A 21078-nucleotide genomic window follows, 5' to 3' on the forward strand; every position below is an offset into this window, starting at 1 on the left:
TGCCGATTCCGCAGGCGCAAATGGATTCGATACCGTTTTTAATTACATACCTTTATGAAAAAGATACTGCTTCTGGGCTCGGGCGAACTGGGCAAGGAGTTCGTGATTGCGGCTCAGCGGCTGGGCCAGACCGTCGTGGCATGCGACAAATATGCGGGAGCTCCCGCGATGCAGGTGGCCGACGCCTTCGAGGTCTTCGACATGCTCGACGGTGACGCACTGGCGGCGGCAGTCGCCAAACACCGTCCCGATGTCATCGTTCCCGAAATCGAGGCTATCCGCACCGAACGTCTCTACGATTTCGAACGGGCCGGGGTGCAGGTGGCACCGAGCGCCCGGGCCGTGAATTTCACGATGAACCGCAAGGCCATCCGCGATCTGGCGGCCAAGGAACTGGGACTGAAAACCGCCCGCTATTTCTATGCCACGTCGTTCGAGGAGTTGCAGCAGGCCGCCGGAAAGATCGGCTTCCCCTGCGTAGTGAAACCGCTGATGTCCTCCTCGGGCAAGGGTCAGTCGGTGGTGAAGGCTCCCGAAGAGCTGGAACAGGCATGGCGCTACGGCTGCGAAGGTTCGCGCGGCGACATCCGCGAACTGATCGTCGAGGAGTTCATCCGTTTCGACAGCGAAATCACGCTGCTGACCGTCACCCAGAAGAACGGCCCGACGCTGTTCTGTCCGCCGATCGGCCATGTGCAGAAGGGCGGTGATTACCGCGAGAGCTTCCAGTCTCCCGAGATCGCTCCCGAACACCTCGCCGAAGCGCAGCGCATGGCTGCGGCCGTCACCGAAGCGCTCTCCGGCGCCGGGCTGTGGGGCGTGGAATTTTTCCTGAGCCACGACAACGGGGTCTATTTCTCCGAACTGTCGCCCCGTCCGCACGATACGGGCATGGTGACGCTGGCCGGAACGCAGAATCTCAACGAGTTCGAACTCCACCTGCGGGCCGTGCTGGGGATTCCGATCCCGGCCATTACGTTCGAGCGGCTGGGCGCCAGCGCCGTGATCCTCTCGCCCGTGGCGACGCAGACGCCGCATTACGAAGGCGTGGAGGAGGCCGTGGCCGACGATCCCCGCACCGACATCCGCATCTTCGGAAAGCCCGTGGCGCGCGTGAACCGCCGCATGGGCGTCGTCGTGGGCTACGAGCCGCTGGGCAGCGATCTCGACGCCCTGCGCGACCGCGTGAAGGCCGCCGCCGCGAAGGTGAAAGTGACGGAGTAGCGACCGGGCGTTCCGGCGCGAGGAGAGACAAGAACGACCCCAAAAACAGATAAGATGTCAGACGTTTCGGCAGCCGCATTTGCGGATACCAAACCGCATTACAACATTCTCGACGGACTGCGCGGCGTGGCCGCGTTGACGGTCGTGTGCTTTCACCTGTTCGAGGCTTATGCGACCAGCCACCTCGACCAGCGGATCAACCACGGCTACCTGGCCGTCGATTTCTTCTTCATCCTCTCGGGTTTCGTCATCGGCTACGCCTACGACGACCGTTGGACGAAGATGACGGTCGGGGAGTTCCTCAAACGGCGTTTCATCCGCCTGCACCCGATGGTCGTCATCGGAGCCCTGATCGGCGCCGTGATGTTCTATTTCCAGGGATGCTCCGTCTGGGACGTATCTACGGTGTCGGTCGGGGCGCTGCTCCTCGCCACGCTGATGAACGCTCTGCTGATTCCGGCGACCCCCGGGACCGAAATCCGGGGCGTGGGGGAGATGTACCCGCTGAACGGCCCCAGCTGGTCGCTGTTCTTCGAATACATCGGCAACATCCTTTATGCCTTCTTCATCCGGCTGCTTCCGACCCGTGCGCTCGCCGTTCTGGTCCTGCTGACCGCCTGCGGACTGGCGGCATTCGCCGTCTGGGGACCGCTCGGCGATTTGTGCGTGGGGTTTGCGCTGACGGAGGAGAACATCCTCGGCGGTTCCCTGCGCCTGTTGTTCGCATTCCCGGCAGGTCTGCTGCTGGCACGGATATTCAGACCCGTAAAGGTTAAAGGTGCGTTCTGGATCGGCGGCATCGCCATCGTCGCTATCTCCTCCGTGCCGCGCATCGGGGGCGGCGAGCACCTGTGGATGAACGGAATTTACGATGCCGTCTGCGCCATCGTCCTCTTTCCGGCGATCGTCTGGCTGGCGGCTTCGGGCAGGACCACCGACCGGATAACCACGCGGGTTTGCAAATTCCTGGGCGACATCTCCTATCCGCTCTATATGGTCCACTATCCCTTCATATACCTTTATTATGCGTGGGTCAAGAACGAAGAACTGACTTTCGCCGAGTCCCTGCCCGGCGCTGCGGCGCTGGTCGCGGGCTCGGTTCTGCTGGCATGGCTGTGTCTGAAACTTTACGACGAACCCGTCCGCCGCTTCCTGTCGAAGCACCTGCTGCGGACCGAAAAAAAGTGATACACATCAATCAAGCGACGATATGAAAAAATACGCAATCATTTCGACCGAAAAAGGGGTGATGAAAGCCGAGCTTTACGCTGCCGAAACTCCCGGAACCGTGGCCAATTTCGTCGAGCTGGCCGAACACAATTTCTACGACGGACTGACGTTCCACCGCGTGATTCCCGACTTCGTGATCCAGGGCGGATGCCCCAAGGGCGACGGCACGGGAGGTCCGGGCTACACCATCAAGTGCGAGACTTCGGCTCCGCGCCAGCGTCACGACCGCGGTGTGCTCTCGATGGCCCACGCCGGGCGCGACACGGGAGGTTCGCAGTTCTTCATCTGCCACAACCGCGAGAACACCCGACATCTCGACGGCCGCCACACCTGCTTCGGACAAGTGGTCGAAGGATTGGACGTGATCGACGACATCCGTCCCGGCGACAAGATTCTATCCATCCGAATCGTCGAAGAGTAAGCCTATGACTGCAACCTCTGCCGGTTATCTGGCCTCCAAACCTCGCTACGAGATCCTCGACGGACTTCGCGGCGTGGCGGCGCTGATCGTGGTGGCCTTCCACCTCTTCGAGACCTACTCCGGGGGACAGGCTTTCCAGATTCTCAACCACGGCTATCTGGCCGTCGATTTCTTCTTCGTGCTTTCGGGCTTCGTCATCGGCTATGCCTACGACGACCGCTGGAACCGCATGTCGCTCAAAGATTTTTTCAAACGGCGGCTCATCCGCCTGCATCCGATGGTCGTCATGGGGTCGGTCATCGGGGCGCTCTTCTTCTACTTCCAGGCCGCAGCGTTTCCGATGATCGCCGACGTGGCGTGGTGGAAAGTGCTGCTGATCTGCCTGCTCGCCTGCACGATTCTCCCCGCGCCTCCGGCGTGGGACATCCGCGGGTGGGGCGAAACCAGTCCGTTGAACGGTCCCGCGTGGTCGCTGCTCTACGAGTACATAGCCAACATTCTCTATGCGCTCGTCATCCGCCGTTTTTCGAAGCTTCTGCTCGGCTTCTTCGTGGCCGCAGCCGCGGTGCTGACCCTCGATCTCACGCTGAACCTCAATCTCTTCGGTTTGCTTTCGGCCAACCGTTCCGTGGCATGGACCGTCATCGGCGGATGGAGCGTCACTCCGGAGCAGATTTACATCGGCTTCTCGCGCCTGCTGTACCCCTTCTTCGCGGGATTGCTGCTCTCGCGCCTCGGGGCGCTGATCCGGGTGCGGGGCGGATTCTGGTGGTGTTCGCTGCTCATTGCGGCGGCGCTGGTCATGCCCCATGTCGGCGATCCCTCGACACCGTGGTTCAACGGCGTCTATCAGGCGCTGGTGATCCTGCTCGTCTTCCCGCTGATCGTCTCGATGGGTGCCGGAAGCCGCGTCACGGATGCCAAATCCATCGCCGTCTGCAAATTCCTCGGCGAAATATCCTATCCGCTTTATATCACGCATTATCCGCTGGTCTATATGCAGATGGCATGGGCTGCGGGCAATCCCGATGCGCCGCTCAGCACGCATATCTTCGTCAGCGTCTCGGTATTCATCATGTCTGTCGGACTGGCCTGGGCCTGCCTGAAACTCTACGACCTGCCCGTCCGCGAGTGGCTCACCCGCCCCCGCCTAAAAGGCAGGGCTTAGAGGCGATAACGCTATCCGGCCTGTTCTGCGCTTCCGCCGTCGAACATAACAAAACAGAGAGCCGCCCCCGAAAAGGAGCGGCTCTCTGTTCTCGTATGTCGCGGCGTTTACTTGCCGAAAGCGATCTTGATCTTGTCAGTGGCCTTTTTCAACAGCTCTTCGGGGCAGCAGAGGGTGATGCGGATGTAGTGCTTGCCCTCTGATCCGAAGATTCCGCCGGGGGTCAGGAACACGTCGGTCTTCTCCATCACCTCGTCCGAGAATGCGAAGCTGTCGCCCTCGTAGCCCTCGGGCAGCTCGGCCCACACGAACAGGCCGGCCTGACCCTTGCGGTAGCGGCATCCCAGCGCGTCGAGCAGTTCGTATGCCTGCTTCTCGCGGCCGTAGTAGATGTCGTTCAGCTCCTTGAACCACTCCTCACCCAGCGACAGCGCCGTGGCGGCAGCGGCCTGAATGGGGTAGAACATACCCGAGTCCATGTTCGACTTGAAGGTCAGGATCGAGTCGATCCACTCCTTTTTGCCCACCACGACGCCCACGCGCCAGCCGGCCATCGAGTGGCCTTTCGATAGCGAGTTCATCTCCAGCGCCACGTCCTTCGCGCCCTCGGCCTCCATGATCGAGATCGGGTGTTCGGCGTTGCGGATGAAGCTGTAAGGATTGTCGTGCACGATCAGGATATTGTGCTTGGCGCCGAAATCGACGATCTTCTGGAACAGCTCCATCGAGGGCGTCTGTCCCGTCGGCATGTTGGGATAGTTGACGAGCATCATCTTCACGCCGTCGAGCCCGGCCTTTTCGATCGCGTCGAAATCGGGATAGAAATTGGTCTGCTTGTTCAGCGCATAGGGCAGCATCTCGCCGCCTGCCAGACGCACGGCAGCCGAATAGGTGGGGTAGCCGGGGTTCGGGACGAGAACCTTGTCGCCCTTATTGAGGAACGTCATGCAGATATGCATGATACCCTCCTTCGAACCGATCAGGGGCAGCACCTCCGATTTGAAATCGAGCTCCGTGCGGTACCATTTCTTATACCAGTCGGCAAAAGCCTTTCGCAGGATGGGTTCGCCCTGATAGGACATGTATTTGTGCACGTCGGGACGCTGCGCCTCTTTCGCAAGGCGGTCGATCACGGAGTGGTGGGGCGGCAGGTCGGGGCTGCCCATGGCCAGTTTTACGATCTGGCGGCCCGTTGCCGCTTCGATCTCGGCGATCTCGCGCAGACGGCGCGAAAAATAGTACTCTCCGATGCCGTCCAGCCGGTGCGAACGGGCGATGTTGACTGCTTTTGCCATAGCTTGAATTATGTTTGGGATTATGCTTTCCGGACAAAGATAGGAAATAATGGAAATATTAAAAAATTATAGGAACAAAAAAAGCGGCCCGGGCCGCTTTTTGTTACAATGCGAACAGTATGAATATTTGCGCTGTCAGGACCCGCAGGAACATCACCACGGGATAGACCGTTGAATAGCCCACGGCGGGCATGTCGTTTCCGGCCGTGGCGTTGGCATAGGCCAGCGCCGGGGGATCGGTCATCGCGCCGGCGATCATTCCCATGAGCGTATAGTAGTTCATTTTCAGCTTCAGCCGCGCGAAGAGCGAGACGATCAGCAGGGGTACGACCGTGATGATCACGCCGTAGCCGATCCAGCGGTAACCGCCTCCCGCAATGGCGTCGATGAATCCGTCCCCGGCGCCGATTCCCACGGCTGCGAGGAACAGCGCGATGCCGATTTCGCGCAGCATGAGGTTGGCGCTCATAGTGGTATAGGTCACCAGGTGGAAGTGGGTTCCGAAGCGTCCGATCAGGATCGCCACGATCAGCGGACCGCCCGCCAGACCCAGTTTCACGGGCTGCGGAACGTTCATCAGGGGAATCGACCCCAGCAGCACTCCGAGGGCGATGCCCACGAAGATCGTCACCAGATTGGGCTGGTTGAGCTTTTTGAGCGAGTTGCCCAACACGTCGGCCACCTGTGTCACGGCCTTCTCGGGTCCCACGACCATCACGCGGTCGCCGACCTGCAATTCGAGCCCCTGATAGGGGATCAGATCCACACCGGCGCGATTGACGCGGGTGATCGTGATTCCGTATTTGGTCCGCAGGCGGAGATCGGAGAATTTCTTGCCGTTGATCGACGATTTGGTGATCAGGATGCGCCGCGAGATCAGCTCGGCATTGGGCGTGTTGTTGCCCCAGTCCTCGTCAGTGAGCTCCACGCGATGCCCGAAGAAAGCCACGACGGCTTCGACATCCTCGGCCTGACAGATGATCCACAACTTGTCGCCCAGACGGAGCACGCTGTCGGCGTCGGCCATCGTGATCTCCCCGTCGGTGTGCCTGATGCGTGAAATCACGAACTGACGGTTGACCAGATCGCGCATATATCCCACCGTGCGTCCGTCGAGCATCGAGTTGGTGAACTCCACGGAGACTTTCTCGGCGAATTTCTGCTCCTTGGAGAGTGCGGCCAGCGCCTCGTCCTCTTTTTCGAATTTCACGCGCAGGGCATAGCGGATGAAGATCATCGTGAAGATGATGCCCACGACGCCCAGCGGATAGGCCACGGCGTAGCCCAGCGCGACGCTGGGATCGCTGAATCCCGAGGCGTCGGCATAAGCCTGCTGTGCGGCGCCCAGTCCGGGGGTGTTGGTCACGGCGCCCGAGAGGATGCCGACCATCGTCGGAATGGGCGTTCCGGTCACGACGTGGATGACATAGGCCGTTGCGACGCCCAGCAGGACGATCGCCGTGGCGCATCCCACGAGGGTGATTCCGCCGTGCTTGAACGACGCGAAGAATCCCGGGCCGACTTGCAGTCCGATCGAAAAGACGAAAAGGATCAGTCCGAATTCCTGCACGAAATGCCTCACTTCGCCGTTGACGGTCATCCCGAAATGGCTGAACAGGATGCCGACGAACAGTATCCATGTGACACCCAGCGAAATGCCTCCGATTTTGACTTTTCCCAACAGAATGCCGATGGTGATTACCAACGCGAAAATAAGTACGGCATGGGCGATGCCGTTGCCGAAAAACAGGGTATACAACCACTCCATATTAACCTAATTTTGTGCCTTTTGTCGAGTCGGGCGCAAAATTACTACATATCGCAGAAATAAAAAACTTTTCGGGAAAAGAATTTTCCTCAATACAGATACTTCTCCATCAGCGGCATCAGCAGCGCCGTCGCAAGCCCCATCAGGGCCATCGCCAGGCCGCTCAGAGCCCCTTCGGCGGCCCCCATTTCGATGGCCCGGGCCGTTCCGATGCCGTGTGCGGCGGCTCCGAGCGCGAATCCCCGCGCCTCGGGATCGCGGACGCCGCAGCGGCGCAGTATCCATTCGCCGAAGATGCTGCCGAAAATTCCCACGCAGAAAACCACCACCGATGTCACCGACACGTTGCCGCCCAGCGGTCCCGAGACCGACACGGCGATCGGCACCGTGACCGATTTGGGGGCTATGGAGGTCAGTATCTGGCGTTCGGTGCCGAACATCATGGCGATGTAAACCACGCTCAGCACCCCTGCGACGCATCCGACGAAGGTGGCGATGCCCACGGGCAGCAGGCTCCCGCGCAGGCGTTCCAGCTGTTCGTAGAGGAGGTATCCCAGCGCCACGACCGACATCCCGAGGGCGAAATTGAGTACGCCCGTCGCCTCCTGATAGCGCGCGTAGCCGATTCCTGCACAGCGCAGAAAGACGATCACGGCGACGAAAGTCAGCAGCACGGGGTGCAGCAGCGGCAGCCGCGTGCGGCGGTAGATCGCGCCGCCCAGACAATAAAGCCCCACGGTGAGGGTCAGCAGAAAGAGGTCCGAGGAGAGGAAAGAGGCGTCAGGCATCGTGGCGGAGGTGTTTGATGTGCCGCAGACGGGCGCGGCGGTTCAGGCTCTGGAAGGTCTTGCCCGTGATGAGCAGCACGACGATCGTGGAGACGATTCCCGAGACGACGATGGCCCCGAGGTTTTCGAGGATCACGCGGTAGGAGTCCATCAGCCCCACGCCGTAGGGCACGAAGAACAGCGCCATGACCCCCAGCAGGAAGCGCGCCGCGGGACGCACCGTTTCGGCCCGCACCCAGCGCATGCACAGCGCTGCGAAGAGCAGGATCATGCCGATGATGTTCCCCGAGACATATCCTCCGGTCACGAGGCTCAGCGCATTGCCGATGAGCCAGAAAAGCAGGATGTAGAAAAGTCCGACCACGTTCGTTTTTGTTTGCGGCCGCAAAGATAAGATTTAATTCTTTCGGTTGTGCTTTTTCAGCGGACATTGTTCCGAGGCGCACGACGCACAGCCTCCCCGGCGTTTCCCGCACGCAAGCCTCCACAGCCGCAGGGCCGCTGCCGCCACCGCGGCGATCCCGATAGCCCCCACGATATAATCCTGCCAGTCCATCGTTCAGAATAACAGGACGATGCGGTAGACGATCCATGCTACGAGCCAGGCCATCGTCGTGTTGTAGACGACCGACGCCGCGGCCCATTTCCATCCGGCTTCGGAACCGATGGCGACCACCGTGGCGATGCAGGGGACGTAGAGCAGGATGAAGACGAGGAACGCCAGCGCCGAAGCGGTCGAGAAGTCGCCGCTCGCCAGCAGCCGCTGCGACAGCGAGGCCGTCTCTTCGTCCCCGGCGGGCTCGGAGGGCTCTTTCTCCGCGGATTCCGCGACGACGATCTCGGTCGTGCCGTCCGCACCGCCGATGATTTCTCCCTCAGCGGGCGTCGTCACGGCGCCTTCGGAGTAGAGCACGCCCAGCGTCGAGACCACGATCTCCTTGGCCGGAAGTCCCGACAACAGCGCCACGCTGGCCTTCCAGTTGAATCCCAGCGGGCTGAACACCGGTTCGCACCCCTTGCCCAAACGTCCCAGATAGGAGTTTGCGTAGTGGGTCTCGGTTCCGGCAGTCTCGTCCGTGCGGGGGTAGTAGCTCAGAAACCAGACGATCACCGAGGCGATCAGGATCATGCCGCCCATCTTTTTAAGGTATTGCGCGCACTTGTCCCACATGTGCGTGAGGGTCGTTTTCCACGTCGGGAGACGGTAGGGCGGAAGTTCCATCACGAACGGCGTTTCGTCCACCGGGAAGAGGAACCGCCGCATCAGCCGCGCCGTGACGACGGCCAACACGATGCCCAGCACGTAGAGCCCCAGCATCACCGACCCGGCGTTCGCGGCAAAGAACGTCCCCGTCAGCAACAGGTAGATCGGAATTCGAGCGCTGCATGACATGAACGGCGTAATGAGTATGGTTATCAGGCGACTGCTGCGGCTTTCGATGGTCCGCGACGCCATGATCGCGGGGACGTTGCAGCCGAATCCCATGATGAGCGGGATGAACGACTTTCCGTGCAGGCCGATGCGGTGCATCACGCGGTCCATGATGAACGCCGCACGGGCCAGATAACCCGAATCCTCCATGAACGAGATGAAGAGGTAGAGAATCATGATGTTCGGGAGGAAGACGATGACGGCGCCCACGCCGCCGATGATGCCGTCCACCAGCAGGTCGCGCAGCGGTCCGGCGGGCAGCAGGGCGTCCACGCCGCCGCCGATCCATCCCACCAGCGCGTCGATCCACTCCTGCGGATAGGCTCCGAGGCTGAACGTGCACCAGAACATGAACCACATCAGCGCGAAGAAGATAGGGAATCCCCACAGCTTGTGCGTCACGAAGGTGTCGATCACGGCCGTCGTCGTGACCTCCTCGCGCCGCCCGGGGGTGAAAGTCTCCTTCAGGGCTCCCTGGATGAATCCGTATTTCTGGTTGGCGAAGGCCGTTTCGACATCCTCGCCCAGCGCTTCGGTGATGCGCCTGGCCTCGCGGTCGCGGATATCGGCCCACTCGGGGTAGCTCCTGCATTCGCGGAGACTCTTTTCGGCCTCGGCATCGCCTTCGAGCATCTTCATCGCATAGTAGCGGGGCGGGAAAGCCTTGGGCAGTTCGTCGCGGTGGTCGCTCATGTCGCCGTTAAGCCTGCGCAGCCCCTCTTCGATCACGGGACCCATGTTGATATGGATATGGCGCACGCGCTCGTCGCGGTTCTCGTAGACATCGATCACGGTGTCCAGCAGGGTGTCGATGCCGCGGTGGTTGCGCGCCTCGACGGGCACCATCGGCACGCCCAGCATGCGGCCCAGATTCTCGTAGTCGAGGGTGGCTCCGCTGGCTTGCAGCTCGTCGTACATGTTGAGCGCCACGACCATACGCGGGTTTATGTCGATCAGTTCGGTGGTCAGGTAAAGATTGCGTTCCAGATTCGAGGCGACCACGGAGTTTATCACCACATCGGGGATGCTCACAGCCAGATGATGACGCACGTAACGCTCCTCGGGCGTGTAGGCCGAGAGGGCGTAGGTGCCGGGCAGGTCGGTGACCTCGAAGCGGTAGCCGCGGTAGACGCAGCTGCCGATCTTGGCCCCGACGGTCACGCCGCTGTAATTGCCCACGTGCTCGTGACCGCCCGAGATGGCGTTGAACAGCGAGGTTTTGCCGCTGTTGGGGTTGCCTACCAGCGCCACCGTGATAGTTCGCGTGCGGCGTGTCACCACTTCGTCAATGCTCGTGCAACATTCTGCGCCGGAATCCGCAGCTCCGAATGCGTCGTTCCGTTCCGGTTCCCCGCCGGGGCCGTGATGATGGTGATGCTCGTGATGATGGCGGCGATGTCCGCCTTCGAGGTATTCGGTGGCCTCGCTGTCGGTGAGCACCTCGACCATGTCGGCCTCGCTGCGGCGCAGCGAAATGTCGTAGCCCATGATCTTGTATTCGATCGGGTCTTTCAGGGGCGCATTCAGAAGCACTTCGACCTGCTGTCCGCGGACGAATCCCATCTCCATGATGCGGCGGCGGAAGCCTCCGTGGCCCATCACCTTGACGATCGTCCCCGATTCGCCGGTTTTAAGTTCGGATAGACGCATTTTCTTCTATTTTGCGTCCCAAAGATACTATTTTACCGCAAAATACACAATCCCTACAAATAGGTATAGTTCCACTATTCTGACAACATACTGTCAACGTAAAATTTTCATTCCTGATTCTCAATTGTGTCGTTCCAGCCGCCGCCCAGCGCCTTGCAGAGCGTGACGTAGTTGATATACTGCTGCGCCACGAGGTTCACCAGCTCCATTTGCGTCTGGTAGAGACTGCGCTCGGCGTCGATCACATCGAGGTAGTCCGACAGTCCGCTGCGGTAGAGTGCGCGGGTCATCGTGGCGACACGGTCGTTCGAGAGCAGCAGTTCGCCCGTGCGCCCGGTCTGGTCGCGGTAGGTCGTGATGGCCACCAGCGCCTTTTCGACATCGGCGAAGGCCGTCAGCACGGTCTGCTCGTAACTCTTCGCCGACTGCGTATAGGCCGCCATCGCGGCCCGTTCGGCATTGCGGAGCTTTCCGAATCCGAAGATCGGTTCGGCCACGGACCCCAGCGCATCCCATGCCCAGGGATTCGCAGCTGTTAAACCTTTGATCGAGCTGGATGCCACTCCGCCTTTGGCCGTCAGCGAGATGGACGGGAAGCGGGCGCTCCGCGCCTGACCGGCCTGCGCAGCGGCTCGCAGCATGTTGAAATGCGCTTCGCGGATGTCGGGACGCCGTTTCAGAAGCTCCGACGGCAGACCCACGGGAATCTCCGCAGGCAGGTCGTCGGTCAGCAGGCGCTGGCCCGCTCCGGAGAGCTGCACCTGCGAGGGCGTTTCACCCAGCAGTATGCCCATCGAAAGCCACGTCTGCTCTACGGCGCGGCTGTATTGCGGAATGTCGGCCTCGGCGGTGTAGACCAGACTCCGGGCCTGCTCCAGCGCCACGCCGTCGGACATGCCGTAGCGGAACATCGAGTCGATCAGCGCGGCCGATTCGCGTCGCAGCCGGAGGGTCTGACGGGCGATCGAAAGGTCGCGCTCGTACTCCAGCAGCGTGAAATAGGTCGTGGCGACCTCGGCGGCCAGCGAAAGGCGGACGCCCGCCAGCGCCCATTCGGTCGAGGCGATCTCGGCCTTTGCGACGCGTTTGGCGTTGCGCAGGGCTCCGAAAAGCGACAGCTCCCACGAGAGGGTCGGCTCGACGGCATACGACTGCACGATCTTGGTTTCGGGGGTGTATTCGCCCTCGGCCGAGGCCCCGATGCCGATCTGCGGCAGGTATTGCGCCCGCACGGTCCGGAGGTTGGCCCGGGCCTCTTCGACCCGTGCGGCGGCCGCGGCCACGTCGCGGTTGTTGGCCAGCGCCCGTTCGACGAAGGCGTTGAGCGTCGTGTCGCCGAAGAGTTCCCACCAGCGTTCGCCCACGCCCGTCGTGTCCTGCGAGAACCCCTCGCCGTAGAGATAGTTCTCGGGCGTGGCGACCTGCGGCGGATAGAATTTCGGGGTGCAGGCGGCCAGCATCACGACGGCGGCGGTGATCGTAAGTTTCGTTTTCATTATGCTTCCTCCGTTTTTTGACGTTCGCGGCGCTGTTCGAAGCGGCCGATCTTTCCGACGAAATAGTAGAGCGCAGGGTAGACGAAGATGCCCAGCAGGGTGGCGAACAGCATGCCGCCCACGAGGGCCACGCCCATGATGTTGCGGGCTGTGGCGTAGACGCCGCTGGCGAAGACGAGCGGCATGACGCCCAGGATGAAGGCGAAGGCGGTCATGATGATCGGCCTCACGCGGAGTTTCGCGGCCCCGATGGCCGCATCCATCAGCGACGCGCCCTGCTCGCGGAACAGCCGGTCGGCGTATTCGACGACCAGAATGGCGTTCTTGGCCGCCAGTCCGATCAGCATGACGAGCGAAATTTGCATGTAGATGTCGTTGACATAGAGCGCATTCATCAGGTGCGTGCCGCCGACGAACAGCACGGCGCCGAGCACCGCCACCGGAACGCTCATCAGAATCGCCAGCGGCAGTCCCCACGATTCGTACAGGGCCGCCAGCGCGAGGAACACGAACACGAGCGCCAGTGCATAGACCAGTCCGCCGGTCTTCGAGGCGTTGGCCTCCTGATACGAGGTACCGCTCCATGCCGTGCCGATGTCGTCGGGCAGCACGGCAGCGGCCGTCGCCGTGATCTCCTGCATGACGGTCGTCGTCGAAGCCCGTGCGGCGGGGGTGACGGTGAGCGATACGGAGCGGTAGAGGTTGAACTGCGAGACGTACTCCACGCCCACGGTGTCGGCCACCTCGACGAGTGACGCCACGGGGACGCTTTCGCCCGATGCCGAGGTGACATAGTAGCTGTCCAGCGAACGCCGGTCGAGGCGGTAGTCGGGCGCGGCCTGCACGTAGGTCTGATAGAGCTTGCCGAAGCGCGTGAAATTGTTGATGTAGGTGCCGCCCAAGAGGGTGGTCAGCTCGCCGTACAACGTTCCGAGGTCCACGCCCGCGGCCAGCGCCTGCTGTTTGTCGATGCGCAGCCGCCGCTGGGGCACCCCGGCGTCGAACTGCGTGGTGACCGAGGCGACGGAGGGGCTTTTGCGCAGCGAGTCCATCAGCCGTTCGGCGTTTTCCAGCAGGTAGGCCGTGCCGCGCCCTTCGAGGTCCTGCACCTCGACCGAAACGCCCGACGTGACGCCCAGCCCCGGAATCGAGGGCGGAATGAAGGCATAGCATTCGGCCCCGGCGACCGCCACGTAAAGTTCGTCGGTGAGTTTTTGTGCGATCTGCATGGCCGAGAGCTTGCGGTCGGAGTAATCGACGAGTTTGACGAAGATGATGCCGCTCGAGGTCGAGGCGATGCCGGCCATCATGTTGAACCCTGCGGCGAACGACGTGGAGGCGACCTCGGGAAGCGTGCGGATCACGGCATCGGCGTCGGTCATGGCCTTTCGGGTCACTTGCAGCGACGAGGCTTCGGGCGTCGAGACCATCACCATCACATAACCCTGATCCTCTTCGGGGAGGAATCCCGCGGGCAGTTTGCGCCACACCACGAAGATCGCCCCCAGGACCACGGCCACGAACAGCCCCGTGCGGGCGACGTGGCGCATCAGCGTCGGAGTGAAGGCCGTATAGCGGTCCATCTGCCGGGCGAACCAGCGGTTGAAAGCCGCGAAGAAGCCTTTCTGCGACGGTTCCCGGTGGCGGAGGAGCAGGGCGCAGAGCGCCGGAGAAAGGGTCAGGGCGTTGAACGCCGAGATGACCACCGACACGGCGATCGTCACGGAGAATTGCTGGAACAGCCGTCCCGTGATGCCGCCTGTGAACGACACGGGGACGAAGACGGCCAGCAGCACGACGGTCGTGGCGACGATCGGCGAAGCCACGTTGCGCATGGCTTCCAGCGCCGCCGCACGGGGTTTCATGCCCCGTTCGATATTCACCTGCGCAGCCTCGACGACCACGATGGCGTCGTCCACGACCAGTCCGATGGCCAGCACGAGCCCCAGCAGCGAGATGATGTTGATCGAGAATCCGAGCAGGGGAAACAGCGCGAAGGCGCCGACGAGCGACACGGGTATCGCCACCAGCGGAATCACGGTCGCCCGCCAGTCCTGCAAGAAGAGATAGATGATGAAGATGACGAGCAGGAGCGCGATGATGAGCGTGCGGAAGATGTCCCTCACGCCGGCGTCGATGCTCGTCGTGGTATCGACGATCGTGGCGGCTTCGATGCCGTCGGGAAAACGCTCCGCGAGCCGTTCCATCGCGGCTTTGATCTTGCCGCCGACGGCCACGGCGTTGCTGCCCGGCTGCTGGTAGATGACGATCATGGCCGTCGGATCGCTCTCGTAGGACGAACTGACGCCGTAGGTCTGGCTTCCGAGCGACACCTCGGCGATGTCGCCCAGACGGATCTGCTCGCCCGAGGAGGTCGTGCGCACGACGATGTCGGCGAACTCTTCGGCGGTGGAGATCTGCGGCGGCATGGTCACCGTATAGGTGTAGGCCACGCCGTAGGGAACCGGTTCGGCCCCGAACTGCCCGGCGGGGTAGATGCCTCCCTGCTGTTCGATGGCCGCCGTCACCTCGTCCACGGCGATGCCGTAGTATTTCAGCACGTCGGGCCGCAGCCAGATACGCATGGCGTACTCTCCGGCGCCCATGATCGAGACCTTGCCCACACCGTCGATCTTCAGCAGTTCGTTTTGCAGGTTGATGTAGGCGTAGTTCGAGAGGAACTCCCCGTCGTAGCGACCGTCGCTGTGGAGCGAGTAGACCATCAGGAATCCCGTCATGGTCTTGCGCGTGGTGACGCCCTGCCGGGTGACCGTCGCCGGGAGTTCGGCCGTGGCCGACGAGACGTTGTTCTGAGTGAAGATGGCGTCCAGATCGGGATCGGAGCCGATGTCGAACGTGACCTGCAAGGTCATCGACCCGTCGTTGGCCGAGGTGGCCTGCATGTAGAGCATGTCGCTGACGCCCATCACGGCCTGGGCCACGGGCGTCGCCACGGCGTTGTTCACCGTCTCGGCATCGGCGCCGTCGTAGGTCGCCGAGACCTCCACGACCGGGGGCGTGATGTCGGGATACTGTTCGATCGGCAACTGCGTGATCGAGATCAGCCCCACGAGCACGATGACGATGGCCAGCGAGATGGCGAAGATCGGACGCGAGATGAAAAATTTCTCCATAGGGCTATCTCTTTTCGGGAATCACTTTCGCGCCGTTGCGCAGCTTCTGCTGCCCGGCGACCACGATCCGTTCGCCCGGTTCCAGCCCCTCGTCGATGCACCATAACGCGCCATAGGTGTCGCCCGGGATGACGCGGCGGTAGTGCGCCGTGCTGTCGGCCGCGACTACCCACACCGAGCTGAGGTCCTGGGCCTGGCTCACGCCCTGCTGGGGTACGACGACACGCGGCCGCACGGGGCCCACGTTGGCCTCCACGCGGGCGAACTGCCCGGGCTTCAGCGCCTCGTCGGGATTGGGGAACATCACCACCAGCACCAGCGTCCCCGTGGTGCTCGACACGTCCTTGCGCGTATAATCGTAGCGTCCCTCGTGGGGATACTGCGTGCCGTCGGCCAGCACGAGGCGGATGTCCGAGAGCAGCCCCTCGTTGTCATAGATCGAGGTCCGGTTGCCGGCATAGCGCAGGTATTGCGACATCGGGATCGCCACGTCCACGGTCACCGTGTCGATGTTCGACACGGTCGTCAGCACGCTGAACTGCGTGCCGGGACCCACGTAGTCGCCCACGTGTGCCGCCGTGTGTTCGACGATGCCGTCGATCGGGGAGCGCAGTTCGGCATAGCCGACGTTCATCCGGGCGCTGCTGAGCGTCTGCTCGGCGGCGCGTACCGAGGCTTCGGCGGCCTTCCACTGCGCGGTGTACTGGTCCAGCTGCGCCTGACTGATGGCATTGATCTTTGCCAGCGGCACCGCACGGTCGTAGTTGTTGCGCGCTTCGATGGCCTGTGCCCGGGCCGATTCCAGCTGGGCTTCGGCCGCCAGCATCGAGGTCGAAAGCTGGTCGGGGTCGATGGTGAACAGCAGCTGCCCCCGTTTGACGGGCATGCCGTTGCTGTAACGCTTCGACGACAGGTAGCCGTTCACGCGCGGCTGGATCACGGCGTCGAAATTGCTCGCAAGGTAGCCGATGAAACTCATCCGGTTGGGAACGGAGTCCACGACGGCCTCGGCCACCTCGACCCGCAGGGGAGGCATCTCCTGCCGGGAAGCATGTTTTCCGCAGCCCGCGAGGAGCGCTGCAAAGAGGCCGGCTGTAAGGTAGAATTTATCCATAGAAGGGGATGTTTTACCCCCGGACGAGGGCAAAAAACGTACCGCCATCCCCGTAAAACGGACTTTTTTAATGAAAAAACGCTGTTTTTTCGTGTCCCGGGAGATGGAGTTTAGAATATTTTTATATCTTTGCGTTGATAACAAACCCAATTAACAAATAAAACCATGAAAGAATTAGTAGCAAAAATCAACGCAGAGTTCGAGGTATTTGCAGCCAACGCAGCTGCTCAGGTCGAGAAGAACAACAAGGCTGCCGGCACCCGCGCACGCAAATCGGCCCTGGAGCTTTCGAAGCTGATGAAGGAGTTCCGCAAGGTTTCCGTAGAGGCTGCGAAATAATTCGAACCCGAATTTCGCAATAAAGGCTGTCCTTGCGGACAGCCTTTATTGTTTTCAGTTCAGTTCGATTCCGTAACGCCGGAACACCTCCATATCTTCGGGCCGGAGTCCCGTCTTGCGGTAGGGTACCGCTTCGTTGTGGTCGTTCAGATAGCGGCGCGGGGCCGTGCGGTCGAAATCGGGACTCACGAGCGACACCTTCGTCGTGAGGAACCGCCCCCGGATCGAAGCCATGTCGGCCATGGTGTGAAACAATGCGTGCGTCGTGGCCGGAGCCGTCGCATTGGCCTCGGCGGCGGCGACCTTTTCGGGGAAGCGTTCCCGGTAGCTCTCCGAGAACCACGCCAGCGACGCCACGTAAAGCTGATAGGCCGTAGTGGTGGGCGAGGCGTGAAGGAAGCGCTCCCGGTGGTCGTCGATCAGGTCTTCGCCGTGGTCGGCGCAGTAGAGCAGCGCCGAGGAGGTGTTTTCGAGCGACCCGAGGTAGTCGATGATCCCCGACAGCACGTAATCCGTATAGCGGACCGAATTGTCATAGGCATTGACCAGCATCGGCCGGTGCTGTTTGGCGATCGCCACGTCGTTGTCGGGCTGGAAATATGCGAACTCCCGCGGGTAACGCTGGTGATAGCTGAAATGCGACCCGTAGCAGTGGAGGATGAAGAAAAGTTTCCGGGAGGTGCTTTTTTCGATTGCCTTGCGCATCTCGTCGAGCAGCTGCGTGTCGTGGCGCGGCGAACGGATGTAAATCAGGTGCTTGGCGTCGTGGGCCAGGTGGTCGATCATGGCGCCCTGCCGCGACTGGTTGGAGATGAACCACGTGTCGAAGCCCGCCTCGTTGAACAGCGCCGGAAGTCCCTTGCGGCGGTACAGTTCGTCGTGTTCGTCGGTGGCCACCGACGAAAGGATCAGCGGCACGCTCTTGTGCGTGGTGTTGCTCTGGGTCAGCACGTCGCGGAACACCACCAGCCCCTCTTCCTGCGACAGCAGGGGATTGGTCTCGCGCCCGTAGCCGTAGAGCTGCCAGTTCATGGCCCGCGAGGCTTCACCTATAATATATACATAGACCTCGCGTCCGGGGACTTCGGCCGTGCGCTCGGCTTCGTAGCTGAATCCGGCGGAGGTCTTTTCGTAGTTGAACGACTTGCGGAATTCCGAGCCGCTCAGTCCGAGGTTGTAGAGAACGTTCAGGGGGAAGATTTCGTCACGCAGCACGTGCCGGTCCTCGCTCACGTGGTAGGCGGGCCACAGGGCCAGCAGTCCCAGCGCGAAGAGCGCCGCACCGGTCAGTCCGATATTCATGCGCGCCGTGCGCGTGATGTAGCGTTTGTGGCCGATCTCGCGCGCCGCGAGCCACAGCAGCGGCAAGTAGATGACGCATACCAGCACCACCGAAGGGTAGATGTTGCCCAGCAGTTCGCCCGCCTCGCCCGGATTGGTCGTCAGGAGGTTGGTGAACATGTCGGTGGCGATGATCGAGTTGCCGAAGAGGTATAACAGCACGATCTGGAAGGCGCAGAAGAAGATGAACGGGAACGCCAGCCAAATCATCACGCCCGAACGGCGCAGGGCCACGCTCCACATCATGTAGAATCCCAGCGGCATGAGGATCAGCGCCTCGACGGTCCACACCGAATAAGGTTCGGTGTTGGCCAGCACGCAGTTGGGAATGATCAGCGCCACGAAGAAATAGACGGTCAGCAGCGTCGTGAAGCGGCTGCGGGTCTTGACCGTTTGCCGTCTGTTTTTCCGGTTCGTATCAGCACTCATAAGCCAAATAGCTCTAAAAAGCCTCGTTGATGCTCAGCAGGAATCCGCTTGTCTTCTTGCCGAATCCGTAATCGAGGCGAACGTTAACTCTTTTTTTGAGCTCCCACCGGAAGCCGATTCCGTAGTTGGGGAGCGTCTGCGACCAGTCGAACTCGCCGAGCGACGGAAACACGTTGCCCGCACCGCCCCAGACCGCGCATCCGATCCGCCGCCAGATCCGCTGGCGCAGTTCGATCTGCAAGGTGATCATGTCATTGTCCGTATAGCGGCCCTGGTAATAGCCGCGCATCCGCTGGCTGCCGCCCAGCCGGGCGAGCATCGGCCACGGCGTGCCGTCGGTGTTGAACACCGCGTAGAGGTCGGCGGCGAGGATGCCGTCTTTCCACACCCGCTGGTAGGCATCGGCCGTGAAAGTCGTGCGCCACAGCGTTTTGCCGCAGTTTCCGAGCCCCTTCGGGAAAAGCGTCTCCTGAAAACTCACGTAGAGACCCCGGAACGGATTGGGAATGAAGTCGCGCGAATCGTATTCGAGGATCGCTCCGATGCCCGTCGCCGTATAGTGCAGCTTTTCTCCGTGCAGATACTCCTGCTTGGAGAATTTCAGACCCCGCGTGTGTTCGAAACTCACCAGTCCGCCGACATAGGTATGGGGCAGGAACTCGTGCAGATAGCGCCCTTCGACCAGATAGCGTTTTTCGGAATAGGTGCTTTCGGGATTGTGGCGCCCCGCATCATAGCCGATGCCCCAGAAACTGCGGGGCGCCGAGGCGAACATCACCGTATAATTCAGACGGCGTTTGTTGTGCGAGAAAATGGTGTTTCCCGTCACGCCCAGCGCATAGAACCCCGACACCGAAACGTTGGCGAAGATCGAAATGTCCGACGGCGCCGTGATCGAATCCGTACGGTCGAGGCGGAACAGTCCCGCCGCCAGCAGGCCGATGCCGAAGCTCGTGTTCTTCGAATAGCTGAGGCCTCCGGCGAAGGTGAAGTCGATCTTCTTTTCGAAGGTCTTGTCCGTGGTCGATTCTCCGAAGTAATCGACTACGCGGCGCAGGAAAGGTTTCTTTCGGGGAGCCTCCTGCGGCAGCGGGGTGTAGGTGTAGTGCAGCGTGTCGCCGTCTGCAACACGGGTGCTCTCCTGGGCCCGCCCCGTGAGGAGCGAACCTGAGAGCACGAGGATCAGGACAACGATTCTGCGCACCATCGAGATCTATTTGTACTTCTCGACGGTCTGGTAGAAAGCCTCCTTGTCCGCGTCGGAGAGGATGCCCTTGCGCACGAACACCAGTTCGCCCTCCTTCGATACGATCATCAGCACGAACTGGTTGTTGCAGTCGCCCAGTCCCCAAGCCTTGCTCAGGATGCGGTCCTGATCGGCCAGCACCGTGGCGCCGTTCGAGGCCGTGCGTTTCTTGGCCATGCTGCGGGCCATGCCGTTGGGTACCATCGGGGCGTCCTTGAGGTTCATCACCCCGAAGCCGTAGATGTTTTCGCCCGATGCGCGTCCGTTCTTTTCCAGTTCGATGGTGAAATCCTCGTTCTGTTTGTGGCGGTCGGGGTCCACGTAGAATATCATCAGGTTCTTTTCGCCGAAATGGGGCAGTTTGGCCGGTTTTCCGTCCAGGTCGAGCACCTCGACGTTCTGCACCTTGCGGGGCAGTTCCTGCGCCGCGGCGGCCGATGCGGTCAGCGCGAAAGCCGCCAGCATCACGATCACTTTCATCTTCATTACGTTCTGTTTTTGCGGTTTCTAACGAAAACAAATCGTGTCAAAGATACGACATTTCTCCGAACATCGGGAATGTCGGCACTCCTATTTATTGTCCGATTGGTCACTTTTTTCTACCGGCAGCGGCTATGGCAGTGTCGAATCCGTAAAATCCGCCTCCCGAGATGATCAGGAAGACATAGACGCCGAGCCATACGAACTCCTGTTCCCCGGCTCCGAATCCGCCCCAGACGAACATCAGAAGAATGCCCACCGCCATCAGGAATGCCGCAGGACGCACCCACAGCCCCATGATGATAAGCACGGCCAGCAGCACTTCGACGACCGTCACGATGACGAACACGGCGGCGGGCTCGATGTGAAGCAATGCCGGATATGATCCGATTATTTCGTTGTAGTTCTGTATTTTGCCGATGTTGTGAAACAGCATCATGGCGCCCGTGAACAACCGCATGTAGAACACGGCCCAGTCCATGCGTCGGTATTCTCCGATCCGTTCTGTCATTTTCTTCTCCAT

18 protein-coding genes are annotated in these 21078 nt (G+C 61.2%); 5 read left to right on the forward strand and 13 right to left on the reverse strand.

What is annotated here, in order from left to right; translation table 11 throughout:
- The first annotated feature begins 54 nt into the window (after window positions 1–54).
- From purT to WMO46_RS05285, 4 genes are read left to right on the forward strand one after another with little or no spacing between them, the layout of a single operon-like run.
- A complete protein-coding gene (purT, locus tag WMO46_RS05270) occupies window positions 55–1224 on the forward strand; it encodes a formate-dependent phosphoribosylglycinamide formyltransferase (protein WP_276714683.1) in 1170 nt (389 codons plus the stop codon).
- 54 nt (window positions 1225–1278) lie between these two features.
- Complete coding sequence (locus WMO46_RS05275) at window positions 1279–2412, forward strand: acyltransferase family protein (RefSeq protein WP_349093950.1); 1134 nt, start codon at window positions 1279–1281, stop codon at window positions 2410–2412.
- Between the two features lie 22 nt (window positions 2413–2434).
- Window positions 2435–2875 (forward strand): peptidylprolyl isomerase, encoded by a 441-nt coding sequence (locus WMO46_RS05280; protein WP_019150394.1) that lies wholly within the window; start codon window positions 2435–2437, stop codon window positions 2873–2875.
- A gap of 4 nt (window positions 2876–2879) precedes the next feature.
- A complete protein-coding gene (locus WMO46_RS05285) occupies window positions 2880–4043 on the forward strand; it encodes an acyltransferase family protein (RefSeq protein WP_349093951.1) in 1164 nt (387 codons plus the stop codon).
- Between the two features lie 107 nt (window positions 4044–4150).
- On the opposite strand, the gene WMO46_RS05290 is transcribed toward WMO46_RS05285, so the two are convergent.
- The 9 genes from WMO46_RS05290 to WMO46_RS05330 form a co-directional block, all read right to left on the reverse strand.
- Entirely contained in the window at window positions 4151–5338 is a 1188-nt protein-coding gene (locus WMO46_RS05290; RefSeq protein ID WP_019150392.1) for a pyridoxal phosphate-dependent aminotransferase, read from the reverse strand.
- Window positions 5339–5441: 103 nt separating this feature from the next.
- Complete coding sequence (locus WMO46_RS05295) at window positions 5442–7106, reverse strand: putative transporter (RefSeq protein ID WP_026076449.1); 1665 nt, start codon at window positions 7104–7106, stop codon at window positions 5442–5444.
- Between the two features lie 89 nt (window positions 7107–7195).
- Window positions 7196–7894: an LrgB family protein gene (locus WMO46_RS05300; RefSeq protein ID WP_278966124.1), complete on the reverse strand. Its 699-nt coding sequence runs from the start codon at window positions 7892–7894 to the stop codon at window positions 7196–7198.
- A complete protein-coding gene (locus WMO46_RS05305) occupies window positions 7887–8258 on the reverse strand; it encodes a CidA/LrgA family protein (protein ID WP_019150389.1) in 372 nt (123 codons plus the stop codon). The genes WMO46_RS05300 and WMO46_RS05305 overlap by 8 nt, the downstream gene beginning before the upstream one ends.
- Before the next feature lie 33 nt (window positions 8259–8291).
- The gene (locus WMO46_RS05310) at window positions 8292–8450 is read right to left on the reverse strand and encodes a FeoB-associated Cys-rich membrane protein (protein WP_019150388.1); all 159 of its coding nucleotides are present in this window, start codon (window positions 8448–8450) and stop codon (window positions 8292–8294) included.
- A 3-nt stretch (window positions 8451–8453) separates the two neighbouring features.
- Complete coding sequence (feoB, locus tag WMO46_RS05315) at window positions 8454–10976, reverse strand: ferrous iron transport protein B (RefSeq protein WP_349093952.1); 2523 nt, start codon at window positions 10974–10976, stop codon at window positions 8454–8456.
- 107 nt (window positions 10977–11083) lie between these two features.
- Window positions 11084–12472, reverse strand: a complete 1389-nt coding sequence (locus WMO46_RS05320; protein WP_349093953.1) for an efflux transporter outer membrane subunit — start codon at window positions 12470–12472, stop codon at window positions 11084–11086.
- Window positions 12472–15606, reverse strand: a complete 3135-nt coding sequence (locus WMO46_RS05325; protein WP_349093954.1) for an efflux RND transporter permease subunit — start codon at window positions 15604–15606, stop codon at window positions 12472–12474. Before WMO46_RS05325 ends, WMO46_RS05320 begins: the two co-directional genes overlap by 1 nt.
- A 4-nt stretch (window positions 15607–15610) precedes the next feature.
- A complete protein-coding gene (locus tag WMO46_RS05330; RefSeq protein WP_196017504.1) occupies window positions 15611–16720 on the reverse strand; it encodes an efflux RND transporter periplasmic adaptor subunit in 1110 nt (369 codons plus the stop codon).
- 165 nt (window positions 16721–16885) lie between these two features.
- On the opposite strand from WMO46_RS05330, the gene WMO46_RS05335 reads away from it, so the two are divergent.
- Window positions 16886–17059, forward strand: a complete 174-nt coding sequence (locus WMO46_RS05335) for a histone H1-like protein Hc1 (RefSeq protein ID WP_019150383.1) — start codon at window positions 16886–16888, stop codon at window positions 17057–17059.
- A gap of 54 nt (window positions 17060–17113) precedes the next feature.
- Here WMO46_RS05335 and WMO46_RS05340 read toward each other — a convergent pair whose 3' ends face one another.
- From WMO46_RS05340 to WMO46_RS05355, 4 genes are all read right to left on the reverse strand, one after another.
- Window positions 17114–18829 carry a phosphoethanolamine transferase gene (locus tag WMO46_RS05340; RefSeq protein WP_349093955.1) on the reverse strand — a complete coding sequence of 572 codons (1716 nt, stop codon included), beginning with the start codon at window positions 18827–18829 and terminating at the stop codon, window positions 17114–17116.
- A gap of 13 nt (window positions 18830–18842) precedes the next feature.
- Window positions 18843–20036: a BamA/TamA family outer membrane protein gene (locus WMO46_RS05345; protein WP_349093956.1), complete on the reverse strand. Its 1194-nt coding sequence runs from the start codon at window positions 20034–20036 to the stop codon at window positions 18843–18845.
- A 6-nt stretch (window positions 20037–20042) separates the two neighbouring features.
- A complete protein-coding gene (locus tag WMO46_RS05350) occupies window positions 20043–20561 on the reverse strand; it encodes a hypothetical protein (protein ID WP_019150380.1) in 519 nt (172 codons plus the stop codon).
- Window positions 20562–20664: 103 nt separating this feature from the next.
- Window positions 20665–21036, reverse strand: coding sequence for a DoxX family protein (locus WMO46_RS05355; RefSeq protein ID WP_410520083.1), 372 nt, complete (start codon window positions 21034–21036; stop codon window positions 20665–20667).
- Window positions 21037–21078 lie beyond the last annotated feature (42 nt).

The sequence above is a fragment of the Alistipes intestinihominis genome (assembly GCF_040095975.1).
GTDB classification, from domain to species: Bacteria; Bacteroidota; Bacteroidia; order Bacteroidales; family Rikenellaceae; genus Alistipes; species Alistipes senegalensis.